Consider the following 22,938-nt stretch of genomic DNA (forward strand, 5'->3'; position numbering starts at 1 on the left):
AGTCGTAGAAGTGACAGAACGTATCAAGGAAAACTTTAAAGGACTTGTAAAAGCAATCCTTGCAGAACTATAAAAAACATAAATGTAAAAAGAGTCGAAGATTGAGCGTACAATCACATCTCTTTCTGAACTCAACTAAAAACGAAAGGAATAAAACCCACACGCAATCCTTTCTGAGATGAATAAGCTCCTAAGAAAAGTTTTTTAGCGCTTGTACTTTTCAGTTTGGTTTTTGACGGGCTTGGTATCTTACTTATGTCAATCCATATTGCAGCAAAACAAGGCGAAATTGCCGATAAAATTTTACTACCTGGAGACCCACTCCGTGCCAAATTTATTGCTGAAAACTTCTTAGAGGACGCTATATGCTTCAATGAAGTTCGCAACATGTTTGGCTATACAGGAACTTATAAGGGGCATCGTGTTAGTGTTATGGGAACTGGAATGGGAATTCCGTCTATTTCTATCTATGCACATGAGTTGATTGTTAACTACGGCGTGAAACGTTTAATTCGTGTAGGAACGGCTGGTTCGTTGAATAAAGACGTTCATGTACGTGAATTGGTATTAGCGCAAGCAGCAGCGACAAATTCAAATATCATTCGTAATGATTGGCCTCAATATGACTTTCCACAAATTGCAAGTTTTCGTCTTTTAGATAAGGCTTATCACCTTGCCAAGGATTTTGGTATGACTACGCACGTTGGAAGTGTCTTATCATCAGATGTTTTCTACTCAAACTATGGTGAAAAAAATATTGAACTTGGTAAAATGGGAGTTCTGGCTGTGGAAATGGAAGCGGCAGCTCTTTACTATCTAGCGGCTCAATATAATGTCGAAGCACTTGGCATTATGACTATTTCAGATAGCTTGGTTAATCTTGACGAAGATACAACAGCAGAAGAACGTCAAACGACTTTCACAGATATGATGAAAGTCGGCTTAGAAACGATTATTTCAGAGTGATGCTTGGAAATTTAGATATAAAAGAAGAAATAGTGTATGCTATTTCTCGCTATGATTATGCTCATGCCTATAAATTGGCTCAAAGACTGAACGATGCAGAATCAAAGCTAGTTGAACTTTTGTATATCATGGCAGAGCGGAGAGAGTTAAATATTCGCCCTGCTATGGAATATCAGTTGAAAATTAGAAATGATTTTCAACTTTTTTGTCATGAGTCTGAGGAAGATGAGCAATTAGCGAATTATCTATATGACTTAGAAGCAAAGCTTAAAAACGAACAAGTGATTGACTTTATTCGTGCCGTTAGTCCGGCGATTTATCGGATTTTTATGCGTTTAATCAAGCTGGAAATTCCTGATATTGAATCCTACATTCATAATTCCAGAGAAGCGAGTTACGATCGTTGGAATTTTGAAAAGATGAAAAATACAGCTCATCCTATTTTGAGTACTTTCCATGCTGAAAGTCCAGTTCATTCTTCTAGTCTGGCTAGCTTGATTTTACTGTTGGATTTACCAGAGCAAGTTAAAATCATGGTCAAAGAACTACGAAAGTTGGAGAAATCCGTTCGGAACCCATTAGCGCATTTAATTAAACATTTTGACGAAGAAGAATTGCATTCCACTACAGGTTTTTCTTCTCAATTTTTTATGGAAATATTGATTTTGTTGGCAAAAGCAACAGGCATTACTTATGACGAGGAGCAATTTTTCTTTGATCAAGTCAATCGAGTCATCAAAACATTGATAGATTGAGTGCTTTCTTTCATTATAAAATCCCATACAGTTCATTTTACTTGTATGGGATTTTTGGTTATTTAGAAGAAGAGCTGGATTCTTCTGTTGATGAGGAAGAACCGCTACTTGTTGATTCAAATTGTTCAGGGTGAAGAGCACGATAGCTTGGGGAATTAAACAGATCAACAGTTGAATTACCACCTCGTTTGCTATAAAGACTTGTAGATTCATCACCTTTTTTCTTTTCAATAGATAATAATGATTTAAGTGAGTTGGTATAAGAATAGTCCTTAGGATTCACTTTCCCTAAATCATTTCCAGTATAGAAGCGAAGCAAGTCTCCGGTTTGAATCAGGTCACTCATTTTCAACTGCTCATTAGTTGTGTTGCGGATTTTTTCCAATTCTGCCTTAGTTGTTTCATCTGGATTGGTAATTTCTTCTCCTGTTTCTGTGTAGTAAGTACGTCCACTATAGCTAGTATACTTAGGAGTTACGAAATAGTTTGATGAACGGAAGGCAACGGTTTGTTGATGTTTTGGAGAGAGCAAATCTTGACCAACTTGTAAGTATTGTTTAGAGTCAATACCGAGCAAATGTTCCAGAGTAGGTAAAAGGTCAACTTGCCCGCCATAGGTATTAATGACTTTTCCTTTTGTCATACCAGGAATAACAACCATATAAGGAACTCTTTGGAGCATGGCATTGTCGTAGCTAGACCAAGTTTCAGAGTTTTTGCCTAGTAGTGGTGCCAGCGAAGGATTCCGTGAATTAGAGATACCGTAGTGATCACCATAAAGAACGATGATTGAATTCTCATAAAGACCAGACGCTTTTAAGTAGTCAAAGAATGATTTAACGGCAGAATCTAGATAATTGGCCGTTGCAAAATAACCATTGATTGTTTCATCCTTAGTCGAAGCAAGTGGGAAACCAGTCTCGTCTCCAATCAAGCTAGTTGTATAGGGATAGTGATTAGAAACGGTGATATATTTTGCATAAAATGGTTGTTGCAAATGTTCAAGATATTTAATAGAATCTTTGAACATAATCTTATCATTCAAGCCATATTGGAATGAATTTGTTTTGTCTTGCTTAGAGAAGTAAGAAGAATCGAAGAAATAGTTATATCCCCATTGTTTGTAGGTGGTGTTTCGATTCCAGAAACTACCAGCATTTCCGTGGAAAACAGCACTAGAATTATATCCATTTTTTGAGAGAATATACGGAGCAGCTTGCTGCGTGTTTGTTCCACCATAGTTTACCATAAAGGACCCCTGATTGAGACCAAATAAACCAGTTTCTAGCATGGTTTCTGCATCAGATGTTTTTCCGGCTTTTACTTGATTAAAGATATTAGAAAAAGCAAAAGTTGAGTTGGAATGATATAGTGAGTTGAGGAAAGGTGTTACTTCGTATTCTTTGCCATCAGACTTTAATTTATAATCAATCAGGAATTGTTGGAAACTTTCTAAATGAAGATAGATGACATTTCTACCTTTAGCAATTCCGTAATACTCTTTATTTGGCTCGGCATAGTGTGACTTGACGTATTCTTCAACTGGTTTCAAATCTTCAGCACTTGCTTTGGAGCGTTCTTTGTTGGCACTATAAGTCTGATTAGCACTATAGCCAAGAAAGGCTGGCAACCCTAGGGCGCGGACAACATAATAATTAGAGAAGCCGCGTGTCAATAACTCTGGGCGGTCAACTTCTGCTAAAAAGAGGTTGGCTGAAAATAGCATACTAGACAGAGCAGTAATTGCAAAACTAGCTCGCTTGTTGAATGGCCGATCATCTAAACGAATCCATTTTTTATAAAAAAGAAAACCTAAGATTGGAAAATCAATGATGTAAATCAAATCTCCAGGTCTAAATAACTCAAGAGCAGCTTCTCCCAGACCAGCAGAAACACTACTTGAAGCGAGCATGGTATTGACAGTAACAAAATCACTAAACTCGCGATAATAGATAGAGTTTGAAATGAGCCAGACAAATAATAAAATATAAAGCGCAACTGCTAGAATATAGAAAACCTTGGTTTTTTTAATATAAAATGCTAGTCCAATCAGTAATAATCCTAATGGAAGAGGATTGATGATAGCGAGAAAGACTTGATAGGCGCCTTGAATATCTAGATTAAAATCAACAGAATAGGCCCACATGGTTTTTAGCCAATAAAGGGTCAGTAAGGTCAAGACAAAACCTAGTCTTGTACTCATGAAGTTGAGCATCTTCCTAGTCATAGTTTTCACAAATATATACTTCCTTGTCTTATTTCCTAAAATTTTCACTACTAAGTATAACATATTTTTGATTTAAGTTGGTAATTTAAAATGTTGCATTTTCTTTTGCTAGATAAAAAACAGAGAAAGGATTTTTATCCATTGAGAATAAATAGAATTTTTACATATAAACACATTTTTTGCAATCATTTTGTAATAAGTAATACATTTTTTTGAGAAAATTCATAACATTTGATATAATAGAGCTTATGAAACAGCTTACGATTCCTTCTTATACTGAAGAAAACATAAAAAAAGGACGATTTGTTTTAGAAAAACAAGATTTTCCTTCACTTTCTTTTGATCATCAAGTTGTAGAACTGGTAAATGCAAAAGGAAATTTTGTAGGCGTCGCATACTTATCAGAGCAAAATAAGGGTATCGGCTGGTTTGTCTCACAGAAGAAAGTAACTTTAGATGTCTCGTTTTTCTGTCAGTTATTCCAATCTGCGAAAGAAAAGCGACAAGTTTATCAACAATCAAAAGAGACAACAGCTTACCGCCTTTTTAATCAAGAAGGAGATGGATTTGGTGGGTTGACAATAGATTTGTATCAAGAATATGCTGTTTTTTCTTGGTATAATCTCTTTGTTTACGAGATTAAAGATACTATTGTTCAAGCATTTCAGCAGGTTTTTCCAGAAGTTACAGGAGCGTATGAGAAAATTCGTTTCAAGGGTTTGAATGTTGAGTCTGCTCATTTATACGGGCAAGAAGCGCCAGCATTTTTCCCAATTTTGGAAAATGGCGTTCGTTATAAAGTATTTCTAAATGATGGATTGATGACAGGAATTTTCCTTGATCAGCATGAGGTGCGTGGTAGCTTGGTAGACGGTCTAGCAGCTGGTAAGTCGCTGTTAAATATGTTTTCCTACACGGCAGCTTTTTCGGTTGCGGCAGCGATGGGAGGAGCCAGTCAGACAACCTCCGTTGATTTGGCAAAACGAAGTCGTGAGTTATCTGAAGCCCATTTTAGAGAGAATAATCTTGACTTAAGCAACCATACATTTTTTGTGATGGATGTATTTGACTACTTTAGATATGCTAAGAGACATGGTTTGACTTATGATGTAATTGTGTTAGATCCGCCGAGTTTTGCAAGAAATAAAAAACAAACTTTTTCTGTGGCGAAGGATTATCATAAGTTAATTGCTCAGTCTTTAGAAATTTTAAATCCCCAAGGGATTATCATTGCTAGTACAAATGCTGCGAATGTTTCACGTACTAAGTTTAAAAAAGAAATTGAAAAAGGTTTTGCAGGAATAAAGCACCGTTATTTGAAAGAATACGGTTTACCAGCAGATTTTACTTATAATAAAAAAGATGAAAGAAGTAATTACCTCAAGGTATTTACCATTAAGGTGAACAAATGAAATTAGTCGTATCAGTGATGCCGAAAAATTTAGAGGAAGCGCAGAATATTGATAGCTCGCGTTATGATGACGCGGACATTATTGAATGGCGTGCTGATTTTTTAGCAAAAGATGATATTTTGACCGTTGCACCTGCTATTTTTGAAAAATTTGCTGGTCGTGAATTGATTTTCACTTTGAGAACAATTGGCGAAGGTGGAAATATTGAATTGACGGATGATGAATATATTTCTACCATTAAGGAAATCTCAACGATTTATCAGCCAGACTATATTGATTTTGAATATTTTTCTCACAAAAATAGATTTGAGGAAATGTTGGATTTTCCAAATCTTGTTTTGAGCTATCATAATTTTAAAGAAACGCCTGAAAATATGATGGAAATTTTATCTGAATTGACCAGTTTGACACCAAAAGTGGTGAAAGTTTCTGTTATGGCACGTAGCGAGCAAGATGTGTTGGACTTGATGAACTATACGCGTGGTTTTAAAACCTTAAATCCAGATCAGGATTTTGTAACGATTTCCATGGGTCAAATTGGAAAGATTTCGCGGATAACAGCAGATTTAACAGGCTCGAGTTGGTCATTTGCAAGCTTGGATGAATCCAGTGCGCCAGGTCAAATTTCTCTTATTAATATGAAGCAAATTCAGGAGATTTTGAATGAAAATTGACGGCTATACTCGTTTAGTGGCAGTTGTCGCCAACCCAATCAAACACAGTATTTCTCCTTTTATCCATAATGCAGCGTTTGAGCAAACGGGCGTTAATGGAGTTTATGTGGCTTGGGAAATCTCACAGGATGACTTGAAAGCAACTGTTGAAAATATTCGTCGTTACGATATGTTTGGAATCAATTTGTCTATGCCTTATAAACAGGCTGTGATTCCTTTTTTAGATGAGCTCACGCCGGCTGCGCAGATGATTGGGGCGGTGAACACTGTCGTGAATCAAAATGGAAAATTGATTGGTTATAACACAGATGGCAAGGGATTTTTTATGAGCTTGCCTTCTTTTGTCGTCAAGGGTAAGAAAATGGTCATGCTTGGAGCTGGTGGGGCAGCGACAGCGATTATTGTGCAGGCTGCTTTAGATGGTGTTGATGAGATTTTTGTGTTTACGCGCCATTCTTCTTTTGAACGCGTTTCGCAGAAAATGAAGGAAATTCAGCAGAAGACTGCAGCGAAGATTTGGGTATTACCTTTAGAAAATCAAGAATTATTGCAAGAAAAAATTAACATTTCTGCTTTATTGGTCAATGGGACCAGTTTAGGTATGGACGGTAAGGCTTTACCGATACCAAGCAGTATTCGTTTACCACATTCACTTCTTGTGGCAGATGTGATTTACCAGCCGTTTGAAACCCCATTTTTAAAATGGGCAAAAGGACAAGAAGTTGAAGTAGTGAATGGCTTGGGAATGTTGCTGTATCAAGCAGCAGAAGCATTCAAATTGTGGACAGGAAAAGAAATGCCAACTAAAGAAATTTGGCAGACATTGGAAAAAAAATACAAATAAGGAGTTGCCTATGAAATTAAATGTGAATATCCCCAATCATCCTTACGATATTGTCATTGAAAAAGGGACTTTAGCTAAAGCTGGAGAATGGTTGGCAAGTTTATGGTCAGCTCAAAAGGTCGTTGTCATCACAGATAATCATGTGGCAAGTCTGTATGCTGAAACAGTTAAACGCAGCTTAGAAGTTGCTGGCTTTGAAGTGTTTGTATTTGATTTTCTGGAAGGGGAAGCTAGTAAAAATTTAACAACGGTCAATAAAGTTTATGAATTTCTCGCTAAAGTAGGGATGACCCGCAGTGATGGTATTGTTGCCTTGGGTGGCGGTGTGGTCGGTGATTTGGCTGGCTTTGCAGCTTCAACTTATATGCGAGGCATTCATTTTGTACAGATACCGACGAGTTTGACGGCTCAGGTAGATTCTTCGATTGGTGGGAAAACAGGAGTCAATACGCCGTGGGCTAAGAACATGGTGGGTACTTTTACTCAGCCGGACGGAGTTCTGATTGACCCAGATGTTTTAAAAACTTTAGGACAACGTGAATTGATTGAAGGCATGGGAGAGGTCATCAAGTATGGTTTGATTGAGGACGTGGAGCTATGGCAGGAACTGTCTGACATGTATGGTAGTCCAGAATCCATTTTGGAGCATGCAGAAAGTATCATCTATCATTCTTGCAATGTCAAACGAAAGCTAGTAGTGGAAGACGAACTTGACAATGGTGTGCGCCTTTATCTAAATTTTGGACATACGATTGGTCATGCAGTGGAGGCGACTGCTGGTTATGGCAAAGTCATGCACGGAGAAGCCGTGGCTATTGGCATGGTTCAAGTAGCATACGTAGCAGAAAAAAAGGGGCTGATGCCTAAAGGAATTACCACAGATATTGAAAAAATGTGCTGTAAGTTTGGTCTTCCGACCGATTATCAACCTTGGCGACAAGAAGAGCTCTATCATGCCTTACTTCATGATAAGAAAGCTCGTAGAAAGACAATCAAATTAGTCATTGTTCCAGAATTAGGCAGGACTGCCATTCATCAGATTCCTTTAGAAGAGATGAAAGATTATTTAGAAAAGTAAGTGCTAAATAGTAACAACAGATGAGGTAACGGAATGAGATATTTAACTGCTGGGGAGTCACATGGACCGCGTTTGACAGCTATCATTGAAGGAGTGCCAGCTGGGCTTCCTTTGACAGCTGACTATATCAATGCAGAGTTGAAACGCCGTCAGGGCGGATATGGTCGTGGAGCTCGTATGAAAATAGAGAGTGACAAAGTGGAAATTACTTCTGGTGTTCGGCATGGGCGAACCATAGGGGGACCGATTACACTCAATGTGGCCAATCTAGATCATCAAAAATGGTTGGACATCATGAATGTAGCAGATGTGGAGGACAAGAAAAAAGAGCTGCGCAAGATTACTAAACCTCGTCCGGGTCATGCAGATTTGGTCGGAGGTATGAAATATCGTTTTGATGATCTGCGTAATTCATTGGAGCGCTCTTCTGCGCGTGAAACGACCATGCGGGTTGCGGTGGGAGCTGTTGCTAAGCGTCTTTTAGAAGAAATCGGAGTTGAGGTAGCTAGTCATATCGTAACTTTCGGTGGCATTGACATTGAGGTTCCGGAAAATCTGACCGTTTCTGAAATCAAGAAACGTGCTCGTCAGTCAGAAGTTTCGATTGTCAATCCAGAATGTGAAGAGGAAATTAAAGCCTATATTGATCAGATAAAGAAAGATGGTGACACGATTGGTGGAATTGTTGAAACCATTGTCGGTGGTGTGCCAGTCGGGCTTGGTTCCTATGTTCAATGGGATAGAAAACTAGATGCTAAAATTGCTCAAGGAGTGGTTTCTATCAATGCATTTAAAGGTGTGGAATTTGGAGTTGGTTTTGAAGCAGGGCGGCTTAAGGGCAGTCAAGTGATGGATGAAATAATCTGGTCTAAAGAGGATGGATTTACTCGTCGCACCAACAATTTGGGCGGTTTCGAGGGCGGTATGACCAACGGAGAACCTATTGTAGTGCGCGGAGTGATGAAGCCGATTCCAACTCTCTACAAGCCACTTATGAGCGTTGATATTGAGACACATGAGCCTTATAAGGCAACGGTGGAGCGAAGCGATCCGACAGCTCTTCCAGCTGCTGGTGTTGTTATGGAAGCTGTTGTTGCAACAGTGCTTGCAACTGAGGTTTTGGAGAAATTCTCTTCAGACAATCTGAAAGAATTAAAAGAAGCCGTTCAACAACACCGCGATTATGTGAAAGGATTTTAATGCTCACCTATATTTTTACAATGACTTTGGTCGGAATTTTTGCAGGAATTTTGGGCGCTTTATTAGGACTTGGAGGCGGAATTGTTATCACGCCTGTACTCACTCTCTTATTTGGGGTGGACATTAAGTATGCGGTAGGAGCCTCTATTATTGCAGTTTTAGCGACTAGTTCAGGGTCTGCGATTGCCTATCTCAAAGATGATATGCTCAATCTGCGAATTGCCATGTTTTTGGAAATTTTTACGACTTTAGGAGCTTTTGTAGGCGCTATGTTATCAGTGATAACAGATTCACAAGTCCTTTTCTTACTTTATGGCGCTCTCATGCTCTTTCAAGCATTTAATATGTACCAGAAGATTCATGATAAAAAGGACAATCAGAATGTGAGTCACAATGATGCTATCGCAGAGAAATTAAATCTCGGTGGTGAATATTTTGACAAAGGTCTCAATCAAACAATCAAGTATCAAGTGACCAATGTCCCCGGTGGCTCTGTTGTCATGTTCTTTGCAGGTGTTATGTCGGCGCTTTTAGGAATTGGTGCGGGTGCTTTCAAAGTATTGGCCATGGATACTGTTATGAAAATGCCTTTAAAAGCTAGTTCAGCAACTTCTAACTTTATGATGGGAGTGACAGGAACGGCTTCAGCTATCTTTTACCTTTTTATAGGACAAATCAACCCGGTATTGGTTACACCAATCGCCTTGGGTGTTTTAGCAGGTTCTTTCATCGGAAGCCGCATCATGCCTTATGTACCTGTAAAAGTATTGCGCTGGATTTTTCTAGTCGCTTTATTAGCTCTGGGTGTGCAGATGTTTATACGAGGTATGCAATGACAGATAAAATGCAAAAAGAAGAGCTGGATTTGGTCATGGGGAAAATTCTTCGCATAGGAATTTTTCTCTCCATTCTTTTTATGTTTATTGGCTTGGTTCTTTACCTTTTTAGTGGTCAGCAGGTCATTTCTTTAAAAAATTTGGAACAGTTTAATCCAGTTGCCTATGTGAAGAGCCATTCCATTTTTGATGCAGTGACGTTTATGTTACTAGGGGCTTTTATGCTTATTTTGACACCGATTTTTCGAGTGATTTCAACTTTTATCATTTTTGTCAAAACAAAAGATAAAATGTATACGATTTTCACAGCGATTGTTATGGTTATTATTTTAGTATCGATTGTTCTGGGATTTATCGTTGAGCCAAAGTAAGGAGTAAGCATGGTAAAGAAAGTTATTTATATTGCGGGTCTTGGTTTGATTGGTTCTTCAATCGCACTTGGAATTCGACGTGATCATCTAGACTATACTATATTAGGTTACAATCGTGGAGAAGAATCCCGAAAAATTGCCCTTGAAAAAGGCATGGTAGATCAAGTGACCAATCAGTTTGCTGAATTTGCTCCTCTGGCAGATGTGATTATTCTTGCTGTCCCTATCAAGCAAACCATTGAGTTTATCAGGCAATTAGCAACTCTAGATTTGAAAAAAGATGTGATTATCTCAGATGCAGGCTCTACCAAAGCTGAAATTGTAGCTGCTGCTGAAGAAGCTCTAAAGGAAAAAACTATTCGATTTGTAGGTGCTCATCCGATGGCTGGTAGTCATAAGTCAGGTGCTAGTGCAGCAGATATAAATCTCTTTGAAAACGCCTATTATATTTTTACTCCGTCTCATTTGACGAAAGAAGGCACGATAGCAGAAATGAAGAATCTCTTATCTGGTCTGCATGCTCGCTTTATCGAGATTGATGCCAAAGAGCATGACCGGGTCACCAGCCAGATTAGTCATTTTCCGCATATCCTCGCTTCTAGTCTTATGGATCAAGCCGCTGCCTATATTCAACAGCACGAAATGACGCAGCATTTCGCTGCTGGGGGATTTCGTGATATGACACGGATTGCAGAAAGTGAACCGAGCATGTGGACTTCGATTTTATTGACAAATCCAGATGCTATTTTAGAGAGGATAGAGGATTTTAAGAAGCGATTGGATACTATTTCACTTGCTATTCAGAATAAAAATGAAGATGTGATTTGGAATTTCTTTCAGCATGGTCGCCAAGTGCGAAAAGCTATGGAAATTCATAAACGAGCAGGTGTGGATAGCTTTTATGACATTTTCATCAATGTTCCCGATGAAGAAGATGCTGTTTTAGGAGTGTTGGAACTTCTAAGGGGAACATCCATTGTCAATATTCACATTAACGAAGAAAATCGCGAAGATATTAACGGAATTTTGCAAATTACCTTTAAAAATCGCGAAGATTTGGAAAAATCTGCTAAAATAATAAGAGAAAAGACACATTATCAAGTCTTTTTAGATTAAGGAGGAAAACTATGTCAAATATTTATGATTTAGCGAATGAATTAAGCCGTACTCTACGTGACCTTCCTGAGTACAAAGCCGTTGTCGAAAGCAAAAAAGCAGTAGATGCTGATAGTGAAGCAAAGAACCTTTTAAAGGACTATCTAGCTTTCCAACAAGAACTGCAAGCTATGGCGCAATCAGGTCAAATGCCAACGCAAGAAGTGCAAGACAAGATGAAGTCGTTTGGGGATAAGATTCAAGGCAATCCTGCCCTGACTGAATTTTTCAATAAACAACAACAATTATCTATTTACTTGGCTGATATTGAACGCATCATTTTTGATCCAGTTCAAGAACTGTTGAAATAAGGTTATGATTCAAGCTGGTGCAAAATTAGCCCAGCTTTTTATGTGCATGAAATCCATAGGAGAAGAAAGGATTCAACAAATTAGCGAGAATTTTCTGAATATTTCCACTAAATACTTGTTTTTTACTAATTTCTGAGTATAATGAAATGTATCAACTAGACAGATTTTCAGTTTAATGGTGAAGCTGAACGGTGTATTTTATGGAGGTGCTTTATGTCACGTAAAATTGCGATTATTGGTATGGGAAATGTTGGTGCCGCAGTCGCGCATGGTCTGATTGCGCAAGGAACCTTTGATGATTATGTGTTGATTGATAAAAATGAAGCGAAAGTCAAAGCAGATGCACTTGACTTTCAGGACGCCGCAGCCAATTTGAATCATCACGCAAATATTATTGTTAATGATTATCAGGCGTTGGCAGATGCGGATGTGGTGGTGTCAGCACTGGGCAATATCAAATTACAAGATAACCCCAACGCCGATCGATTTGCTGAATTACCCTTTACATCCAAGGAAGTTCCTTTTGTCGCTGAACAATTGAAAAAAGTTGGATTTACAGGGATTATCATTGTTATTAGTAATCCAGTAGATGTCATTACTAGTCTTTATCAACACTATACTGGTCTGCCTAAAGAGCGTGTTATTGGAACGGGAACGCTACTGGACACAGCTCGTATGAAACGTGCAGTTGGTGTTCGCTTTGGTGTCGATCCTCGAAGCGTTTATGGCTACAATCTTGGAGAACATGGAAATTCTCAATTTACAGCTTGGAGCCAAGTACGGATAAAAGGGCAACCGATTTCTACATTTGCTTCGGTCGAGGAGTTGGATGAAATTGCTCTAGAAGCCCTTAAAGGAGGGCATACCGTCTTTTATGGCAAAAAATACACATCTTATGGTATTGCGAGCGCAGCTATCCGTTTAGCAGTAGCCCTTGTATCGGATTCGCATGAAGAATTGCCAGTATCAAATTATTATCAGCCATTAGACACCTACCTGAGTTATCCAGCGATTGTAGGACGTGAGGGAATTCTTGAGCAAGTCAAACTTAGTTTAACGGAAAAAGAGGAAGAAAAATTAGCGTATTCTGCACAATTCATCAAGCAAAAATTTGCAGAAAGTTTATAATTCTAAGAGGGTGAGGAAAAGCTGAATTCAACGAAATGAAGCTTTTTCCCCGCTCTCTTTTGTTTCCCTCCTTTTTTTATGGTACAATATGTAAAAAGAATCAGGTATGAGGTTTTCTATGCAGTTACGTACAAATGCAAAGGGGTTAGCTGGTTGCATTCGTGTGCCAGGTGATAAGTCTATTAGTCATCGATCGATTATGTTTGGTAGTTTGGCCAAGGGAGTGACAACGGTTCACGATATTTTGCGTGGTAAAGACGTCTTATCCACCATGCAAGTTTTTCGTGATTTAGGTGTTCAAATTGAAGATGACGGCAATGTAGTAACGATTCATGGAGTGGGTTTTGCTGGTCTTCAAGCGCCGACAAACAAACTGAATATGGGAAATTCTGGAACCTCCATTCGCTTGATTTCAGGTGTATTAGCTGGGCAAGATTTTGCGGTGGAAATGTTTGGCGATGATAGTTTATCTAAACGTCCTATGGATCGCATAACGATTCCTCTTCGTCAAATGGGGGTGCAAATCGCTGGACGAACCAATCGTGATTTGCCACCGCTCACCATTCATGGGAATAAGAACTTACAGCCCATTCATTATACCTTGCCTGTGGCATCTGCTCAGGTTAAATCTGCTTTGATATTTGCGGCTTTACAAGCTCAGGGCGAGTCTGTCATTGTGGAAAAAGAAATGACCCGCAATCATACAGAAGATATGATTAAACAATTTGGCGGTCAGATTTCTGTCAATGGAAAGGAAATCCGCGTTCAAGGCGGACAAGAGTTTACTGGACAGAATGTGCTGGTGCCAGGAGATATTTCTAGTGCGGCTTTCTGGATAGTAGCAGGACTTATCATTCCCAATTCTAAGATTATTTTGGAAAATGTTGGTATCAATGAAACACGGACTGGCATTTTGGATGTTGTTAAAGCTATGGGTGGAAATATAAACTTGTCTAATATAGACAGAGTTGCTAAGTCCGCTACCATAACGATAGAGACGTCTGAATTAGTTGGCACAGAAATTGGCGGAGAAATTATCCCACGTTTAATTGATGAATTGCCAATCATTGCACTTCTTGCCACGCAAGCTAAGGGGCAAACGGTGATTCGTGATGCAGAGGAACTAAAAGTAAAAGAAACAGACCGTATCCAAGTTGTGGCAGATGCACTAAATAGCATGGGGGCTGATATTACTCCGACAGAAGACGGCATGATTATCAAAGGGAAAACGTCTCTTCACGGTGCTAAAGTTCATACATTTGGCGACCACCGAATTGGCATGATGACGGCTATTGCAGCTCTTTTGGTAAACGACGGTCAAGTCGAGTTGGAGCGCGCCGAAGCTATCAATACGAGCTATCCAAATTTCTTTGCTGATTTGGAGGACTTACTTCATGGCTAAGATTTTGATTGGTTTCATGGGGGCTGGAAAGTCAACGATTGCTAGCTTGCTAGATGAAAATTTTATCGATATGGATGAGCTTTTGTCAGAGAAACTGGAAATGCCGATTAAAGAATATTTTGAGCAGTATGGCGAAGCAGCTTTTCGGCAAAAAGAAAGTGAATTATTAAAAGAATTGCTACAGTCAGAACAAGTCATCTCAACCGGTGGTGGCATCATCAGCAATGCTCAAAACCGCGAGTTGTTAAAGCAGAACGCTGAAAATATTTATTTAAAAACAGATTTTGAAACGCTTTACCAGCGTCTTGAAGAAGATCAAGCTCACCAGCGCCCACTTTATTTGAACAATAGCAAAGCTGATTTGAAAAATCTTTTCGAGCAACGTCAGACTTGGTATGAAGAAGTGGCTACAAAAGTTATTGATGTGACTACTTTGACGCCTAAACAAATCGTGGAGGTGTTGCAATGAGAGTTGGATTTTTAGGTCCGAAAGGGTCTTTTTCTCATCATGTGGCGCAAGAAGCATTTCCAACAGATACATTGGTGGCTTTTGAAAATATCACGGAAGTTGTCAAAGCCTACGAGACAGGCGAAGTGGATTATTCTGTAGTGCCAGTTGAAAATTCAATTGAAGGAAGCGTTCATGAAACATTGGACTACCTTTTTCATCAAGCAGCCATTCATGCTGTGGCAGAAATCGTCCAGCCAATCAAACAACAATTATTGGCAACGGCAGCTGATAAGCCAGTAGAAAAAATCTTTTCTCATCCGCAGGCAATTGCGCAGGGGAAAAAATATGTTCGCCAGCATTATCCACAAGCTAAAATCGAAATAACAGCTAGCACAGCTTATGCGGCTCGTTTTGTGGCTCAGCATCCAGAAGAAAATTATGCAGCCATTGCGCCAAGGAGTGCAGCTAGTGAATACGGTCTGCAGATTATTGCAGAGAATATTCAAGAAATGGCTGAGAATTTCACCCGTTTTTGGTTGCTGGGACAGTCGATTCCGACTTTGTCATTATATCCTAAGGAAAAGAAAATAACGCTTGCTTTGACTTTGCCAGACAATTTGCCCGGTGCTTTATACAAAGCTCTTGCAACTTTTGCTTGGCGGGGAATTGACTTGACAAAGATTGAAAGCCGCCCGTTGAAGACCGCTTTGGGAGAATATTTTTTCATTGTGGACATCAATAATGAAAAAGAGGATTTAGTGTCATTTGCGATGAAAGAGTTAGAAGCGATTGGCATTACTTATAAAATTTTAGGAAATTATACCGTTTATACTATTTCAGAACAGTAGATTGGAGCAATCATGGGTAAAAAATCAGATAATCTCAGCCACCATGAGCAGTTGAGACTGGACTATCTTTACAAAAATATCCATTATTTAAATGAACGCGAGAAAAAAGAATATCAATATCTTCTGAGAAAGCAAGAAGGAGACCAAAGAGTAGAATCAGCTCGTGAATCGAGAGGTACCTTTTCTGACCAACAAGTACCTGAGAATTTTGGTTACACCGAGCAGGGACTCCCTCAATATCCAGAGAGAAGTCGCCGTAATAAACGAGCTAAATCAGAGCACATACCAACTAATGTGGCTGAAAGTGTTGTAGAAAATATACCCAAGCCTAAAAAGGAAAAACGGCATAGAAAAATACGTGTGAAGCGGATTCTAGCTTGGCTTGCTTTAATTTTGGTTCTCATTGTAGGGGGCATGTTGTTCATGTTTATAAAAGGCTTGAACACTTCAAAAAGCAATCCAAATGCCAAAGCTGCCCAAACAGAAGTCTTTAATGGGAAAGATACCAAAGACGGTGTGAATATACTTATTTTGGGTACAGATGGACGAATTGGTCAATCTTCTTCTGAAACGCGGACAGATTCGATTATGGTCTTAAATGTCGGTGGAAAAAATAAAAAAATGAAACTCGTCAGTTTCATGAGAGACACGCTCGTTCACATTGATGGAGTCAGTCAAGGTTCTGGTTATGATCAAAAGTTAAATGTAGCATATGCCATTGGAGAGCAAAATAACAATCAAGGCGCTGAATTAGTACGTCAAGTGCTGAAAGACAATTTTGATATTGACATTAAGTATTATGCGTTGGTTGACTTTTCGACCTTTGCGACAGCTATCGATACCCTTTTCCCAAATGGTGTTGAAATGAATGCGAATTTTTCAACTATCAATGGTGAAAAAGTGAGTGAAGTACAGGTGCCGGACGACCTCAATATGAAAGACGGCGTGGTTCCAGAGCAGACGATTAAGGTTGGCAAACAGCGAATGGACGGTCGCACGCTTTTGAATTACGCGCGTTTTCGTAAAGATGACGAAGGAGATTTTGGACGCACACGTCGCCAACAAGAGGTGATGAGCGCGATTATTCAGCAAATCAAAGACCCAACGAAGCTTTTTACAGGCTCTGAAGCGCTTGGCAAAGTATTTGCTTTAACCTCGACCAACGTTCCGTATAGTTTTTTACTAACGCACGGCTTGTCTTCTCTTACCAATGCTCGTAATGGTGTTGAAAAGGTGACCATTCCTGAAAATGGAGATTGGATAGATGCCTATGATATGTATGGCGGTCAAGGACTGTTAGTTGATTTTGAAGCCTATAAAGAAAAATTGGCACAACTTGGACTCAGATAAATGATAGAATAGAAAGTGATAATTCTGTCGCTTTCTTTTTTTGGGAAATGGCAGAGCTGATAGAAAGAGAAATATATGTTAAAAAAGAATGATGTGATAGAAGTTGAAATTGTGGATTTGAGCCATGACGGTGCAGGAGTAGCTAAGGCAGAGGGGCTGGTTTTCTTTGTAGAGAATGCTCTGCCTACGGAACGTATCCGTATGCGCATACTGAAAGTCAATAAAAAAATTGGTTTTGGCAAGGTAGAAGCCTATCTGACGAAATCCCCTTATCGAAACGAAGATGTTGATGTGGCTTATCTGAGGACAGGTATTGCTGACCTTGGGCATCTAAAATATAGTGAGCAATTGAAATTTAAAACCAAGAAAGTTAGAGATAGTCTTTACAAGATTGCTGGAATTGCAGATATCGAAGTGGCACCAACCCTTGGTATGGAGCACCCACTACATTATCGAAACAAAGCGCAGGTTCCTGTTCGCCGTGTCAATGGACAGCTAGAAACGGGATTTTTCCGAAAAAATTCGCACGATTTAATGCCAATTGAGGATTTTTATATTCAGGATACAGTTATTGACCAAGTCGTTTTGGCAGTGCGGGATTTGCTGCGTCGTTTTGACCTAAAACCTTACGATGAGAAAGAGCAATCTGGTTTGATGCGCAATATTGTGGTTCGTCGTGGACATTACTCTGGTGAAATCATGGTTATTTTAGTGACAACTCGTCCGAAGATTTTCCGTGTAAATCAGTTAATTGAACAGTTAGTTGTGCGATTTCCGAATATTAAATCTATCATGCAGAATATTAACGACCAGTCAGGTAATGCGATTTTTGGGAAGGAATTTCATGTACTGTATGGACAAGATTATATTACTGACCGCATGCTGGATAATGACTTTCAAATTGCTGCCCCAGCATTTTACCAAGTCAATACAGAGATGGCAGAGAAACTGTATCAAACGGCGATTGATTTCGCTGAGTTGAGTACAGAGGATATTGTAGTGGATGCCTATTCGGGAATTGGCACTATTGGATTGTCAGTTGCGAAACACGTCAAAGAAGTCTATGGCGTAGAGGTTATCCCTCAAGCAGTTGAAAATAGCAAAAAGAATGCTGAGCTAAACAGTATTAGCAATGCCCATTATGTTTGTGATTCAGCAGAAAATGCTATCAAAAAATGGCTAAATCAAGGTATAAAACCTAGTGTCATCATGGTTGATCCGCCACGTAAAGGTTTGACTGAAAGTTTTATCAAATCAAGTGTCAGCATGAATCCAAAGAAAATCATCTATATATCTTGTAATGTAGCCACTATGGCACGTGACATCAAGCTCTATCAAGAACTAGGCTATAAACTCACAAAAGTTCAGCCCGTGGATTTATTTCCAATGACACATCATGTGGAGTGCATAGCGTTGATACAAAGAGTGAAATCGTGAAAATCCTGCATTTTAAGCAGTTTTACAAGCATTATGTATTTGTAGAAGATGGCGAAGGTGGACGAAAAAAAGTCCTAAAAAATTATATAGATGTGAATGTTTGCATTGATATGGTGTGTGGAGATACAAAGTATGAATTGGGAAGTGAGGAATAAGAAATGATGAGATGGATAATAAAAATAATCTTATTTCCAATCAGCTTGCTGCTGAGTATCCTTACTGCCTTTCTGACATTTATACTTGGCATAGGAACAACTATTCTGTATTTCTTAATGCTGATGTGTATAGTTGCTGCAATAGGATCATTTATGCAAAAAGATATATCACTTGGCATTGAGGCATTGGTATTAGGATTTTTGTTAAGTCCTTATGGAATACCGATGGTCGGAGCAGCTGTTATAGCATTCCTTCAGGGAATCAATGAAGCAATAAAATCAATCTAAAAAAAATTCATACAAATGGTTACCAAAGGCGATAGAAGAAAAACTATCGTCTTTTTCTTTGCCAATTTTTAAGGAGGGAGGTGAAGCGATGGACTTTGACTATTTCTATAACAGAGGAGCGGAAAGATTTAATTTCTTAAAAGTACCGGAGATATTGGTTGATGGAGAAGAATTTCGGGGATTATCATCAGAAGCAATTATTCTCTATTCAATGCTTCTTAAACGAACAGGGATGTCTTTTAAGAATAACTGGATAGACAAGGAAGGCAGGGTATTTATCTATTTTACTGTTGAAGAAATTATGAGAAGAAGAAATATCTCAAAGCCGACAGCTATAAAAACATTAGATGAACTCGATATGAAAAAAGGAATCGGACTGATTGAAAGAGTAAGGCTTGGGCTTGGTAAGCCGAATGTCATATATGTTAAAGACTTTATGAGCATATTAGCGGTAAAAGAAAATGACTTTCAGAAGTCAAAAAACTTAACTTCAGAAGTAAAAGATTTTAACCTCAGAAGTAAAGAAAATGAACTTCAGGAAGTTCAAAATCTTGACTCTAACTATATAGAGAATAATAAGAGTAAGTATAGTAAGAGAGAATATAGTTTTGGTGAAAACGGGCTTGGAACATTTCAAAATGTTTTTTTAACGGCAGAAGATATATCCGATTTACAAATCATAATGAACTCACAGCTTGATAATTACATTGAGAGATTATCTGCATATATCAAAAGCACCGGAAAGACCTATAAAGACCATAAAGCGACAATCCTTTCTTGGTTTTATAAAGATCAGGGAAGAAGTAAAGAAGTGAAAACATCAAATATCCCGACATGGGAAGAATATGATAAAGGAGAACACCTATGATGAAAGAATTAGAAAAAGTAATGATAGAAGATGTAGAGTATTCTTACGATCCTGAAAAAGAATATATCAAGAATGGACACGCATTTTGTAAAGTTTGTCATGAAAGAAAAGACGGAAAAGTGATGGAGTTCTTTGATAACAAGATGATATTTAAGACTGCTTGTAAATGCGATAGAAATAGAGAAGCAAAAGAAAAAGAAAGACAAAAGCAGCTGGATATAGAGCGATTAAAGAGTAGCTGCTTTAACTCGATTATTCAGTGGTCATACACATTTGAAAATTATCAGGGAGAAGAAAATCAAAGCCTTATTATTGCCAAGAATTTTGTAAAAGATTATGAGGAAATGAAAAAGGAAAATATAGGACTTTTGTTTTATGGTTCGGTAGGTAGTGGAAAGACATACCTTGCTTGTTCTATCGCCAATGCTCTAATTGAACAATATCAGGTAGGGGTTAAGATAAGAAATTTTGCACAGATTATCAATGAGCTGCAAAAGGGAGGATTTGATTTTGACAAGAACGCATATATTGAATCTCTTGTAAATATTTCCGTTCTTATCTTGGATGACTTAGGAATAGAAAGAGATACAAGCTATGCCAAAGAGCAAGTATATAACATCGTGAATAACAGGTACTTAAAACAGAAACCGACTATCTTTACCACTAATCTTTCCTATGACACAATCCAAAATTGTAAGGATAGCGTAGAGTATCAAAGAATCTACTCAAGAATCATAGAGATGTGTATTCCTGTTATGGTTGTAGGAGAAGATTTTAGAAAGGTTATTCAAAAGGACAAACTGAATCGGAATAAGGACAGACTGCTGAATGGAGGTGAGATAAGTTGATCAATGAAGAAATAGCAAGAAAAACGCTGAATATGGAAGTTAGAGCTGCTAAAGTAACAGGAAAGCTAATTCTGAACTTATTAAAGAAACTGATGAAAGAAGCAGAAAAGCTTGGAGGACTTGAAAAACTTGTAAATAGCAACGGAAATGAAGTAAAGCTAAAAGATATGGTTAAAAAGGGACAGCTTGAAGAAATTCCGGTTGAAGAAGCAGAGCTTAAGGAACTGAAAAAAGAACTTAATCGGTATGGCGTAAAGTTTTCAGTGATGAAAGATAAGGAAACAGGCAAATACTCTGTATTCTTTCAAGCCAAAGATATGAAAGTGATGAATAGAGCCTTTAAACACGCTCTTGCAGAATCGGAAAAGAAAACGGAAAGAAAGGAGTCCATTCATAAGAATATTGAGAAGTTCAAGGAGATGGCTAAAAACTCTGTTTCCAAAGATAAAATCAAGAATAAACAAAAGGAGCAGAGCCTATGATAGATAAAATATTAAAGGACATCAAATACTTATTTAAGGTGCAAGATAAGGTAAAGTTTCTAAAGCAGAACATTCCCTATCTTGCATTTTTCTATATAGGTAATATCTTTTCACATCATGTAAGAGCCTATATAGGTGGCGATATTATTGACAAAATTTTTCAAGGGATATTAGAGCTTAATACGATGAGCTTTCTTCCAAGCATTCATCCTACGGATATTATAATGGGCGTGGTAGTAGCTGTTTTAATCAAATTTATCGTATATACCAAAGGGAAAAATGCTAAAAAGTTTAGACAGGGGAAAGAGTATGGTTCAGCAAGATGGGGAATGAAAAAAGATATAGAGCCATATATGGATGAAAAGTTTCAAAACAATATCCTGTTTACGCAAACAGAACGATTAACTATGAATGGCAGACCGGCTAATCCAAAGTATGCTCGTAACAAAAATGTGCTTGTTATAGGTGGATCAGGAAGCGGGAAAACAAGATTTTATGTCAAACCTAACCTTATGCAGATGCACAGTAGTTATTGCGTAACCGATCCGAAAGGAACGATAGTCCTTGAGTGCGGTAAGATGCTTGAAGATAATGGCTATGAGATAAAAATCCTAAATACCATCAACTTCAAAAAGAGCATGAAATACAATCCCTTTGCCTATATTCGTTCTGAAAAAGATATTTTGAAACTGGTTCAGACAATCATTGCAAATACCAAAGGTGAGGGAGAAAAAGCGGGTGAAGATTTTTGGGTTAAAGCGGAGAAGCTCTACTATACAGCACTTATCGGGTATATCTTCTATGAAGCTCCAAGAGAAGAAAAGAACTTTGCAACTCTACTTGATATGATAGATGCTTCAGAAGTAAGAGAAGATGATGAAACATATATGAATCCGATAGACAGACTCTTTGAAGCACTGGAGAAGAAAGAACCTACACACTTTGCAGTGAAGCAATATAAAAAGTACAAATTGGCTGCCGGAAAAACAGCAAAGTCTATTCTTATTTCATGTGGTGCAAGGCTTGCTCCGTTTGATATTCAAGAGCTTAGGGACTTGATGAAAGAAGATGAACTTGAGCTTGATACCCTCGGAGATAGAAAGACAGCACTATTTGTTATCATCTCTGATACAGACGATACTTTTAACTTTGTAGTTTCCATTATGTACTCACAACTTTTTAATCTCTTATGTGATAAGGCAGATGATGTATATGGCGGACGATTACCTGTCCATGTGAGATGCTTGCTTGATGAATTTGCAAACATCGGCTTAATTCCAAAGTTTGAGAAACTTATAGCAACAATCCGTTCCAGAGAAATATCAGCAAGTATCATACTTCAAGCACAATCTCAGTTAAAGGCAATCTATAAGGATAATGCCGATACAATCGTAGGTAACTGTGATAGTACCTTGTTTCTTGGTGGCAAGGAGAAAACGACACTAAAAGAATTGTCTGAAACACTGGGAAAAGAAACGATAGATTTATATAACACATCGGAAACAAGGTCAAATCAAAAGAGCTTTGGTTTAAACTATCAAAAGACAGGCAAAGAACTGATGAGTCAAGATGAGATTACCGTAATGGACGGTGGTAAATGTATCTTTCAGCTTAGAGGTGTCAGACCTTTTCTTTCAGATAAATACGATATTACAAAGCATAAGAACTATAGATTACTTGAGGACTATGATAAGAAGAATTTGTTTGACATAGAAAGCTATATGAAGCGAAAAGGAAAAGCAAAATTAAATAGAGAAACGGTTATTACAAGAATGCAGTAAGTCTTAAAAAGATTTGCTGTTTTTTTATTCAAAATCAGGAGGCAAGATGATAAGGATCAGAAGTCCCACTT

Annotated in this window: 24 protein-coding genes; 23 read left to right on the plus strand and 1 reads right to left on the minus strand. The window is 38.2% G+C overall.

What is annotated here, in order from left to right; translation table 11 throughout:
• The first annotated feature begins 255 nt into the window (after nucleotides 1-255).
• Nucleotides 256-966, plus strand: a complete 711-nt coding sequence (gene deoD, locus HMPREF3249_RS05935) for a purine-nucleoside phosphorylase (protein ID WP_049534371.1) — start codon at nucleotides 256-258, stop codon at nucleotides 964-966.
• On the plus strand, nucleotides 966-1,721 hold the full coding sequence (locus HMPREF3249_RS05940; RefSeq protein WP_049534335.1) for a hypothetical protein: 756 nt from the start codon (nucleotides 966-968) through the stop codon (nucleotides 1,719-1,721). Before deoD ends, HMPREF3249_RS05940 begins: the two co-directional genes overlap by 1 nt.
• 58 nt (nucleotides 1,722-1,779) lie before the next feature.
• Here the strand turns inward: HMPREF3249_RS05940 and HMPREF3249_RS05945 are convergent, their stop codons facing one another.
• Nucleotides 1,780-3,948: an LTA synthase family protein gene (locus HMPREF3249_RS05945; RefSeq protein ID WP_282185982.1), complete on the minus strand. Its 2,169-nt coding sequence runs from the start codon at nucleotides 3,946-3,948 to the stop codon at nucleotides 1,780-1,782.
• 248 nt (nucleotides 3,949-4,196) lie between these two features.
• Here HMPREF3249_RS05945 and HMPREF3249_RS05950 point away from each other — a divergent pair, with 248 nt between their 5' ends.
• From HMPREF3249_RS05950 to HMPREF3249_RS06045, 21 genes are all read left to right on the plus strand, one after another.
• On the plus strand, nucleotides 4,197-5,360 hold the full coding sequence (locus tag HMPREF3249_RS05950) for a class I SAM-dependent rRNA methyltransferase (RefSeq protein WP_059220873.1): 1,164 nt from the start codon (nucleotides 4,197-4,199) through the stop codon (nucleotides 5,358-5,360).
• Complete coding sequence (aroD, locus tag HMPREF3249_RS05955) at nucleotides 5,357-6,034, plus strand: type I 3-dehydroquinate dehydratase (protein ID WP_049534343.1); 678 nt, start codon at nucleotides 5,357-5,359, stop codon at nucleotides 6,032-6,034. Before HMPREF3249_RS05950 ends, aroD begins: the two co-directional genes overlap by 4 nt.
• Nucleotides 6,024-6,878, plus strand: coding sequence for a shikimate dehydrogenase (locus HMPREF3249_RS05960; protein ID WP_049534346.1), 855 nt, complete (start codon nucleotides 6,024-6,026; stop codon nucleotides 6,876-6,878). The genes aroD and HMPREF3249_RS05960 overlap by 11 nt, the downstream gene beginning before the upstream one ends.
• Nucleotides 6,879-6,888: 10 nt before the next feature.
• A complete protein-coding gene (gene aroB / locus HMPREF3249_RS05965; protein WP_049534348.1) occupies nucleotides 6,889-7,956 on the plus strand; it encodes a 3-dehydroquinate synthase in 1,068 nt (355 codons plus the stop codon).
• Nucleotides 7,957-7,989: 33 nt separating this feature from the next.
• Nucleotides 7,990-9,156: a chorismate synthase gene (gene aroC, locus HMPREF3249_RS05970; protein WP_049534350.1), complete on the plus strand. Its 1,167-nt coding sequence runs from the start codon at nucleotides 7,990-7,992 to the stop codon at nucleotides 9,154-9,156.
• Nucleotides 9,156-9,992 carry a sulfite exporter TauE/SafE family protein gene (locus tag HMPREF3249_RS05975; RefSeq protein WP_021001859.1) on the plus strand — a complete coding sequence of 279 codons (837 nt, stop codon included), beginning with the start codon at nucleotides 9,156-9,158 and terminating at the stop codon, nucleotides 9,990-9,992. Before aroC ends, HMPREF3249_RS05975 begins: the two co-directional genes overlap by 1 nt.
• Nucleotides 9,989-10,363 (plus strand): DUF1634 domain-containing protein, encoded by a 375-nt coding sequence (locus HMPREF3249_RS05980; RefSeq protein ID WP_021001858.1) that lies wholly within the window; start codon nucleotides 9,989-9,991, stop codon nucleotides 10,361-10,363. Before HMPREF3249_RS05975 ends, HMPREF3249_RS05980 begins: the two co-directional genes overlap by 4 nt.
• 9 nt (nucleotides 10,364-10,372) lie before the next feature.
• Nucleotides 10,373-11,479, plus strand: a complete 1,107-nt coding sequence (locus HMPREF3249_RS05985) for a prephenate dehydrogenase (protein WP_021001857.1) — start codon at nucleotides 10,373-10,375, stop codon at nucleotides 11,477-11,479.
• An 11-nt stretch (nucleotides 11,480-11,490) separates the two neighbouring features.
• Entirely contained in the window at nucleotides 11,491-11,829 is a 339-nt protein-coding gene (locus tag HMPREF3249_RS05990; protein ID WP_003029032.1) for a YlbF/YmcA family competence regulator, read from the plus strand.
• A gap of 213 nt (nucleotides 11,830-12,042) precedes the next feature.
• On the plus strand, nucleotides 12,043-12,957 hold the full coding sequence (locus HMPREF3249_RS05995) for an L-lactate dehydrogenase (protein WP_049534356.1): 915 nt from the start codon (nucleotides 12,043-12,045) through the stop codon (nucleotides 12,955-12,957).
• A gap of 118 nt (nucleotides 12,958-13,075) precedes the next feature.
• The gene (aroA, locus tag HMPREF3249_RS06000; RefSeq protein WP_059220870.1) at nucleotides 13,076-14,359 is read left to right on the plus strand and encodes a 3-phosphoshikimate 1-carboxyvinyltransferase; all 1,284 of its coding nucleotides are present in this window, start codon (nucleotides 13,076-13,078) and stop codon (nucleotides 14,357-14,359) included.
• On the plus strand, nucleotides 14,352-14,828 hold the full coding sequence (locus tag HMPREF3249_RS06005; protein WP_049534361.1) for a shikimate kinase: 477 nt from the start codon (nucleotides 14,352-14,354) through the stop codon (nucleotides 14,826-14,828). Before aroA ends, HMPREF3249_RS06005 begins: the two co-directional genes overlap by 8 nt.
• The gene (gene pheA / locus HMPREF3249_RS06010; RefSeq protein ID WP_049534362.1) at nucleotides 14,825-15,658 is read left to right on the plus strand and encodes a prephenate dehydratase; all 834 of its coding nucleotides are present in this window, start codon (nucleotides 14,825-14,827) and stop codon (nucleotides 15,656-15,658) included. The genes HMPREF3249_RS06005 and pheA overlap by 4 nt, the downstream gene beginning before the upstream one ends.
• 12 nt (nucleotides 15,659-15,670) lie before the next feature.
• Complete coding sequence (locus tag HMPREF3249_RS06015; protein ID WP_021001854.1) at nucleotides 15,671-17,008, plus strand: LCP family protein; 1,338 nt, start codon at nucleotides 15,671-15,673, stop codon at nucleotides 17,006-17,008.
• A gap of 75 nt (nucleotides 17,009-17,083) precedes the next feature.
• On the plus strand, nucleotides 17,084-18,445 hold the full coding sequence (gene rlmD, locus HMPREF3249_RS06020; protein WP_003042224.1) for a 23S rRNA (uracil(1939)-C(5))-methyltransferase RlmD: 1,362 nt from the start codon (nucleotides 17,084-17,086) through the stop codon (nucleotides 18,443-18,445).
• The gene (locus HMPREF3249_RS09440; protein WP_003042651.1) at nucleotides 18,442-18,600 is read left to right on the plus strand and encodes a hypothetical protein; all 159 of its coding nucleotides are present in this window, start codon (nucleotides 18,442-18,444) and stop codon (nucleotides 18,598-18,600) included. The genes rlmD and HMPREF3249_RS09440 overlap by 4 nt, the downstream gene beginning before the upstream one ends.
• A gap of 6 nt (nucleotides 18,601-18,606) precedes the next feature.
• Entirely contained in the window at nucleotides 18,607-18,888 is a 282-nt protein-coding gene (locus tag HMPREF3249_RS06025; RefSeq protein WP_005541379.1) for a CD1845 family protein, read from the plus strand.
• 88 nt (nucleotides 18,889-18,976) lie between these two features.
• Entirely contained in the window at nucleotides 18,977-19,756 is a 780-nt protein-coding gene (locus HMPREF3249_RS06030) for a replication initiator protein A (RefSeq protein WP_070867523.1), read from the plus strand.
• On the plus strand, nucleotides 19,753-20,604 hold the full coding sequence (locus tag HMPREF3249_RS06035; RefSeq protein WP_070867524.1) for an ATP-binding protein: 852 nt from the start codon (nucleotides 19,753-19,755) through the stop codon (nucleotides 20,602-20,604). Before HMPREF3249_RS06030 ends, HMPREF3249_RS06035 begins: the two co-directional genes overlap by 4 nt.
• Complete coding sequence (locus HMPREF3249_RS06040) at nucleotides 20,601-21,086, plus strand: PcfB family protein (protein ID WP_070867525.1); 486 nt, start codon at nucleotides 20,601-20,603, stop codon at nucleotides 21,084-21,086. The genes HMPREF3249_RS06035 and HMPREF3249_RS06040 overlap by 4 nt, the downstream gene beginning before the upstream one ends.
• Entirely contained in the window at nucleotides 21,083-22,867 is a 1,785-nt protein-coding gene (locus HMPREF3249_RS06045; RefSeq protein ID WP_070867526.1) for a VirD4-like conjugal transfer protein, CD1115 family, read from the plus strand. Before HMPREF3249_RS06040 ends, HMPREF3249_RS06045 begins: the two co-directional genes overlap by 4 nt.
• Nucleotides 22,868-22,938: the final 71 nt, after the last annotated feature.

This window comes from Streptococcus sp. HMSC36C04, assembly GCF_001839535.1.
GTDB lineage: Bacteria > Bacillota > Bacilli > Lactobacillales > Streptococcaceae > Streptococcus > Streptococcus hominis.

Bases quoted from the DNA above. Each gene is read 5' to 3' on its own strand.
- aroC (WP_049534350.1), top strand. From the start codon at position 7,990: ATGAGATATTTAACTGCTGGGGAGTCACATGGACCGCGTTTGACAGCT.
- HMPREF3249_RS06025 (WP_005541379.1), top strand. From the start codon at position 18,607: ATGAGATGGATAATAAAAATAATCTTATTTCCAATCAGCTTGCTGCTG.
- HMPREF3249_RS06005 (WP_049534361.1), top strand. From the start codon at position 14,352: ATGGCTAAGATTTTGATTGGTTTCATGGGGGCTGGAAAGTCAACGATT.
- HMPREF3249_RS05990 (WP_003029032.1), top strand. From the start codon at position 11,491: ATGTCAAATATTTATGATTTAGCGAATGAATTAAGCCGTACTCTACGT.
- aroA (WP_059220870.1), top strand. From the start codon at position 13,076: ATGCAGTTACGTACAAATGCAAAGGGGTTAGCTGGTTGCATTCGTGTG.
- HMPREF3249_RS06035 (WP_070867524.1), top strand. From the start codon at position 19,753: ATGATGAAAGAATTAGAAAAAGTAATGATAGAAGATGTAGAGTATTCT.
- deoD (WP_049534371.1), top strand. From the start codon at position 256: ATGTCAATCCATATTGCAGCAAAACAAGGCGAAATTGCCGATAAAATT.
- HMPREF3249_RS05960 (WP_049534346.1), top strand. From the start codon at position 6,024: ATGAAAATTGACGGCTATACTCGTTTAGTGGCAGTTGTCGCCAACCCA.
- HMPREF3249_RS05985 (WP_021001857.1), top strand. From the start codon at position 10,373: ATGGTAAAGAAAGTTATTTATATTGCGGGTCTTGGTTTGATTGGTTCT.
- HMPREF3249_RS05980 (WP_021001858.1), top strand. From the start codon at position 9,989: ATGACAGATAAAATGCAAAAAGAAGAGCTGGATTTGGTCATGGGGAAA.
- HMPREF3249_RS06030 (WP_070867523.1), top strand. From the start codon at position 18,977: ATGGACTTTGACTATTTCTATAACAGAGGAGCGGAAAGATTTAATTTC.
- HMPREF3249_RS05975 (WP_021001859.1), top strand. From the start codon at position 9,156: ATGCTCACCTATATTTTTACAATGACTTTGGTCGGAATTTTTGCAGGA.
- HMPREF3249_RS05940 (WP_049534335.1), top strand. From the start codon at position 966: ATGCTTGGAAATTTAGATATAAAAGAAGAAATAGTGTATGCTATTTCT.
- HMPREF3249_RS05995 (WP_049534356.1), top strand. From the start codon at position 12,043: ATGTCACGTAAAATTGCGATTATTGGTATGGGAAATGTTGGTGCCGCA.
- HMPREF3249_RS06015 (WP_021001854.1), top strand. From the start codon at position 15,671: ATGGGTAAAAAATCAGATAATCTCAGCCACCATGAGCAGTTGAGACTG.
- HMPREF3249_RS05950 (WP_059220873.1), top strand. From the start codon at position 4,197: ATGAAACAGCTTACGATTCCTTCTTATACTGAAGAAAACATAAAAAAA.
- rlmD (WP_003042224.1), top strand. From the start codon at position 17,084: ATGTTAAAAAAGAATGATGTGATAGAAGTTGAAATTGTGGATTTGAGC.
- HMPREF3249_RS05945 (WP_282185982.1), bottom strand. From the start codon at position 3,948: ATGACTAGGAAGATGCTCAACTTCATGAGTACAAGACTAGGTTTTGTC.
- aroB (WP_049534348.1), top strand. From the start codon at position 6,889: ATGAAATTAAATGTGAATATCCCCAATCATCCTTACGATATTGTCATT.
- pheA (WP_049534362.1), top strand. From the start codon at position 14,825: ATGAGAGTTGGATTTTTAGGTCCGAAAGGGTCTTTTTCTCATCATGTG.
- aroD (WP_049534343.1), top strand. From the start codon at position 5,357: ATGAAATTAGTCGTATCAGTGATGCCGAAAAATTTAGAGGAAGCGCAG.
- HMPREF3249_RS06045 (WP_070867526.1), top strand. From the start codon at position 21,083: ATGATAGATAAAATATTAAAGGACATCAAATACTTATTTAAGGTGCAA.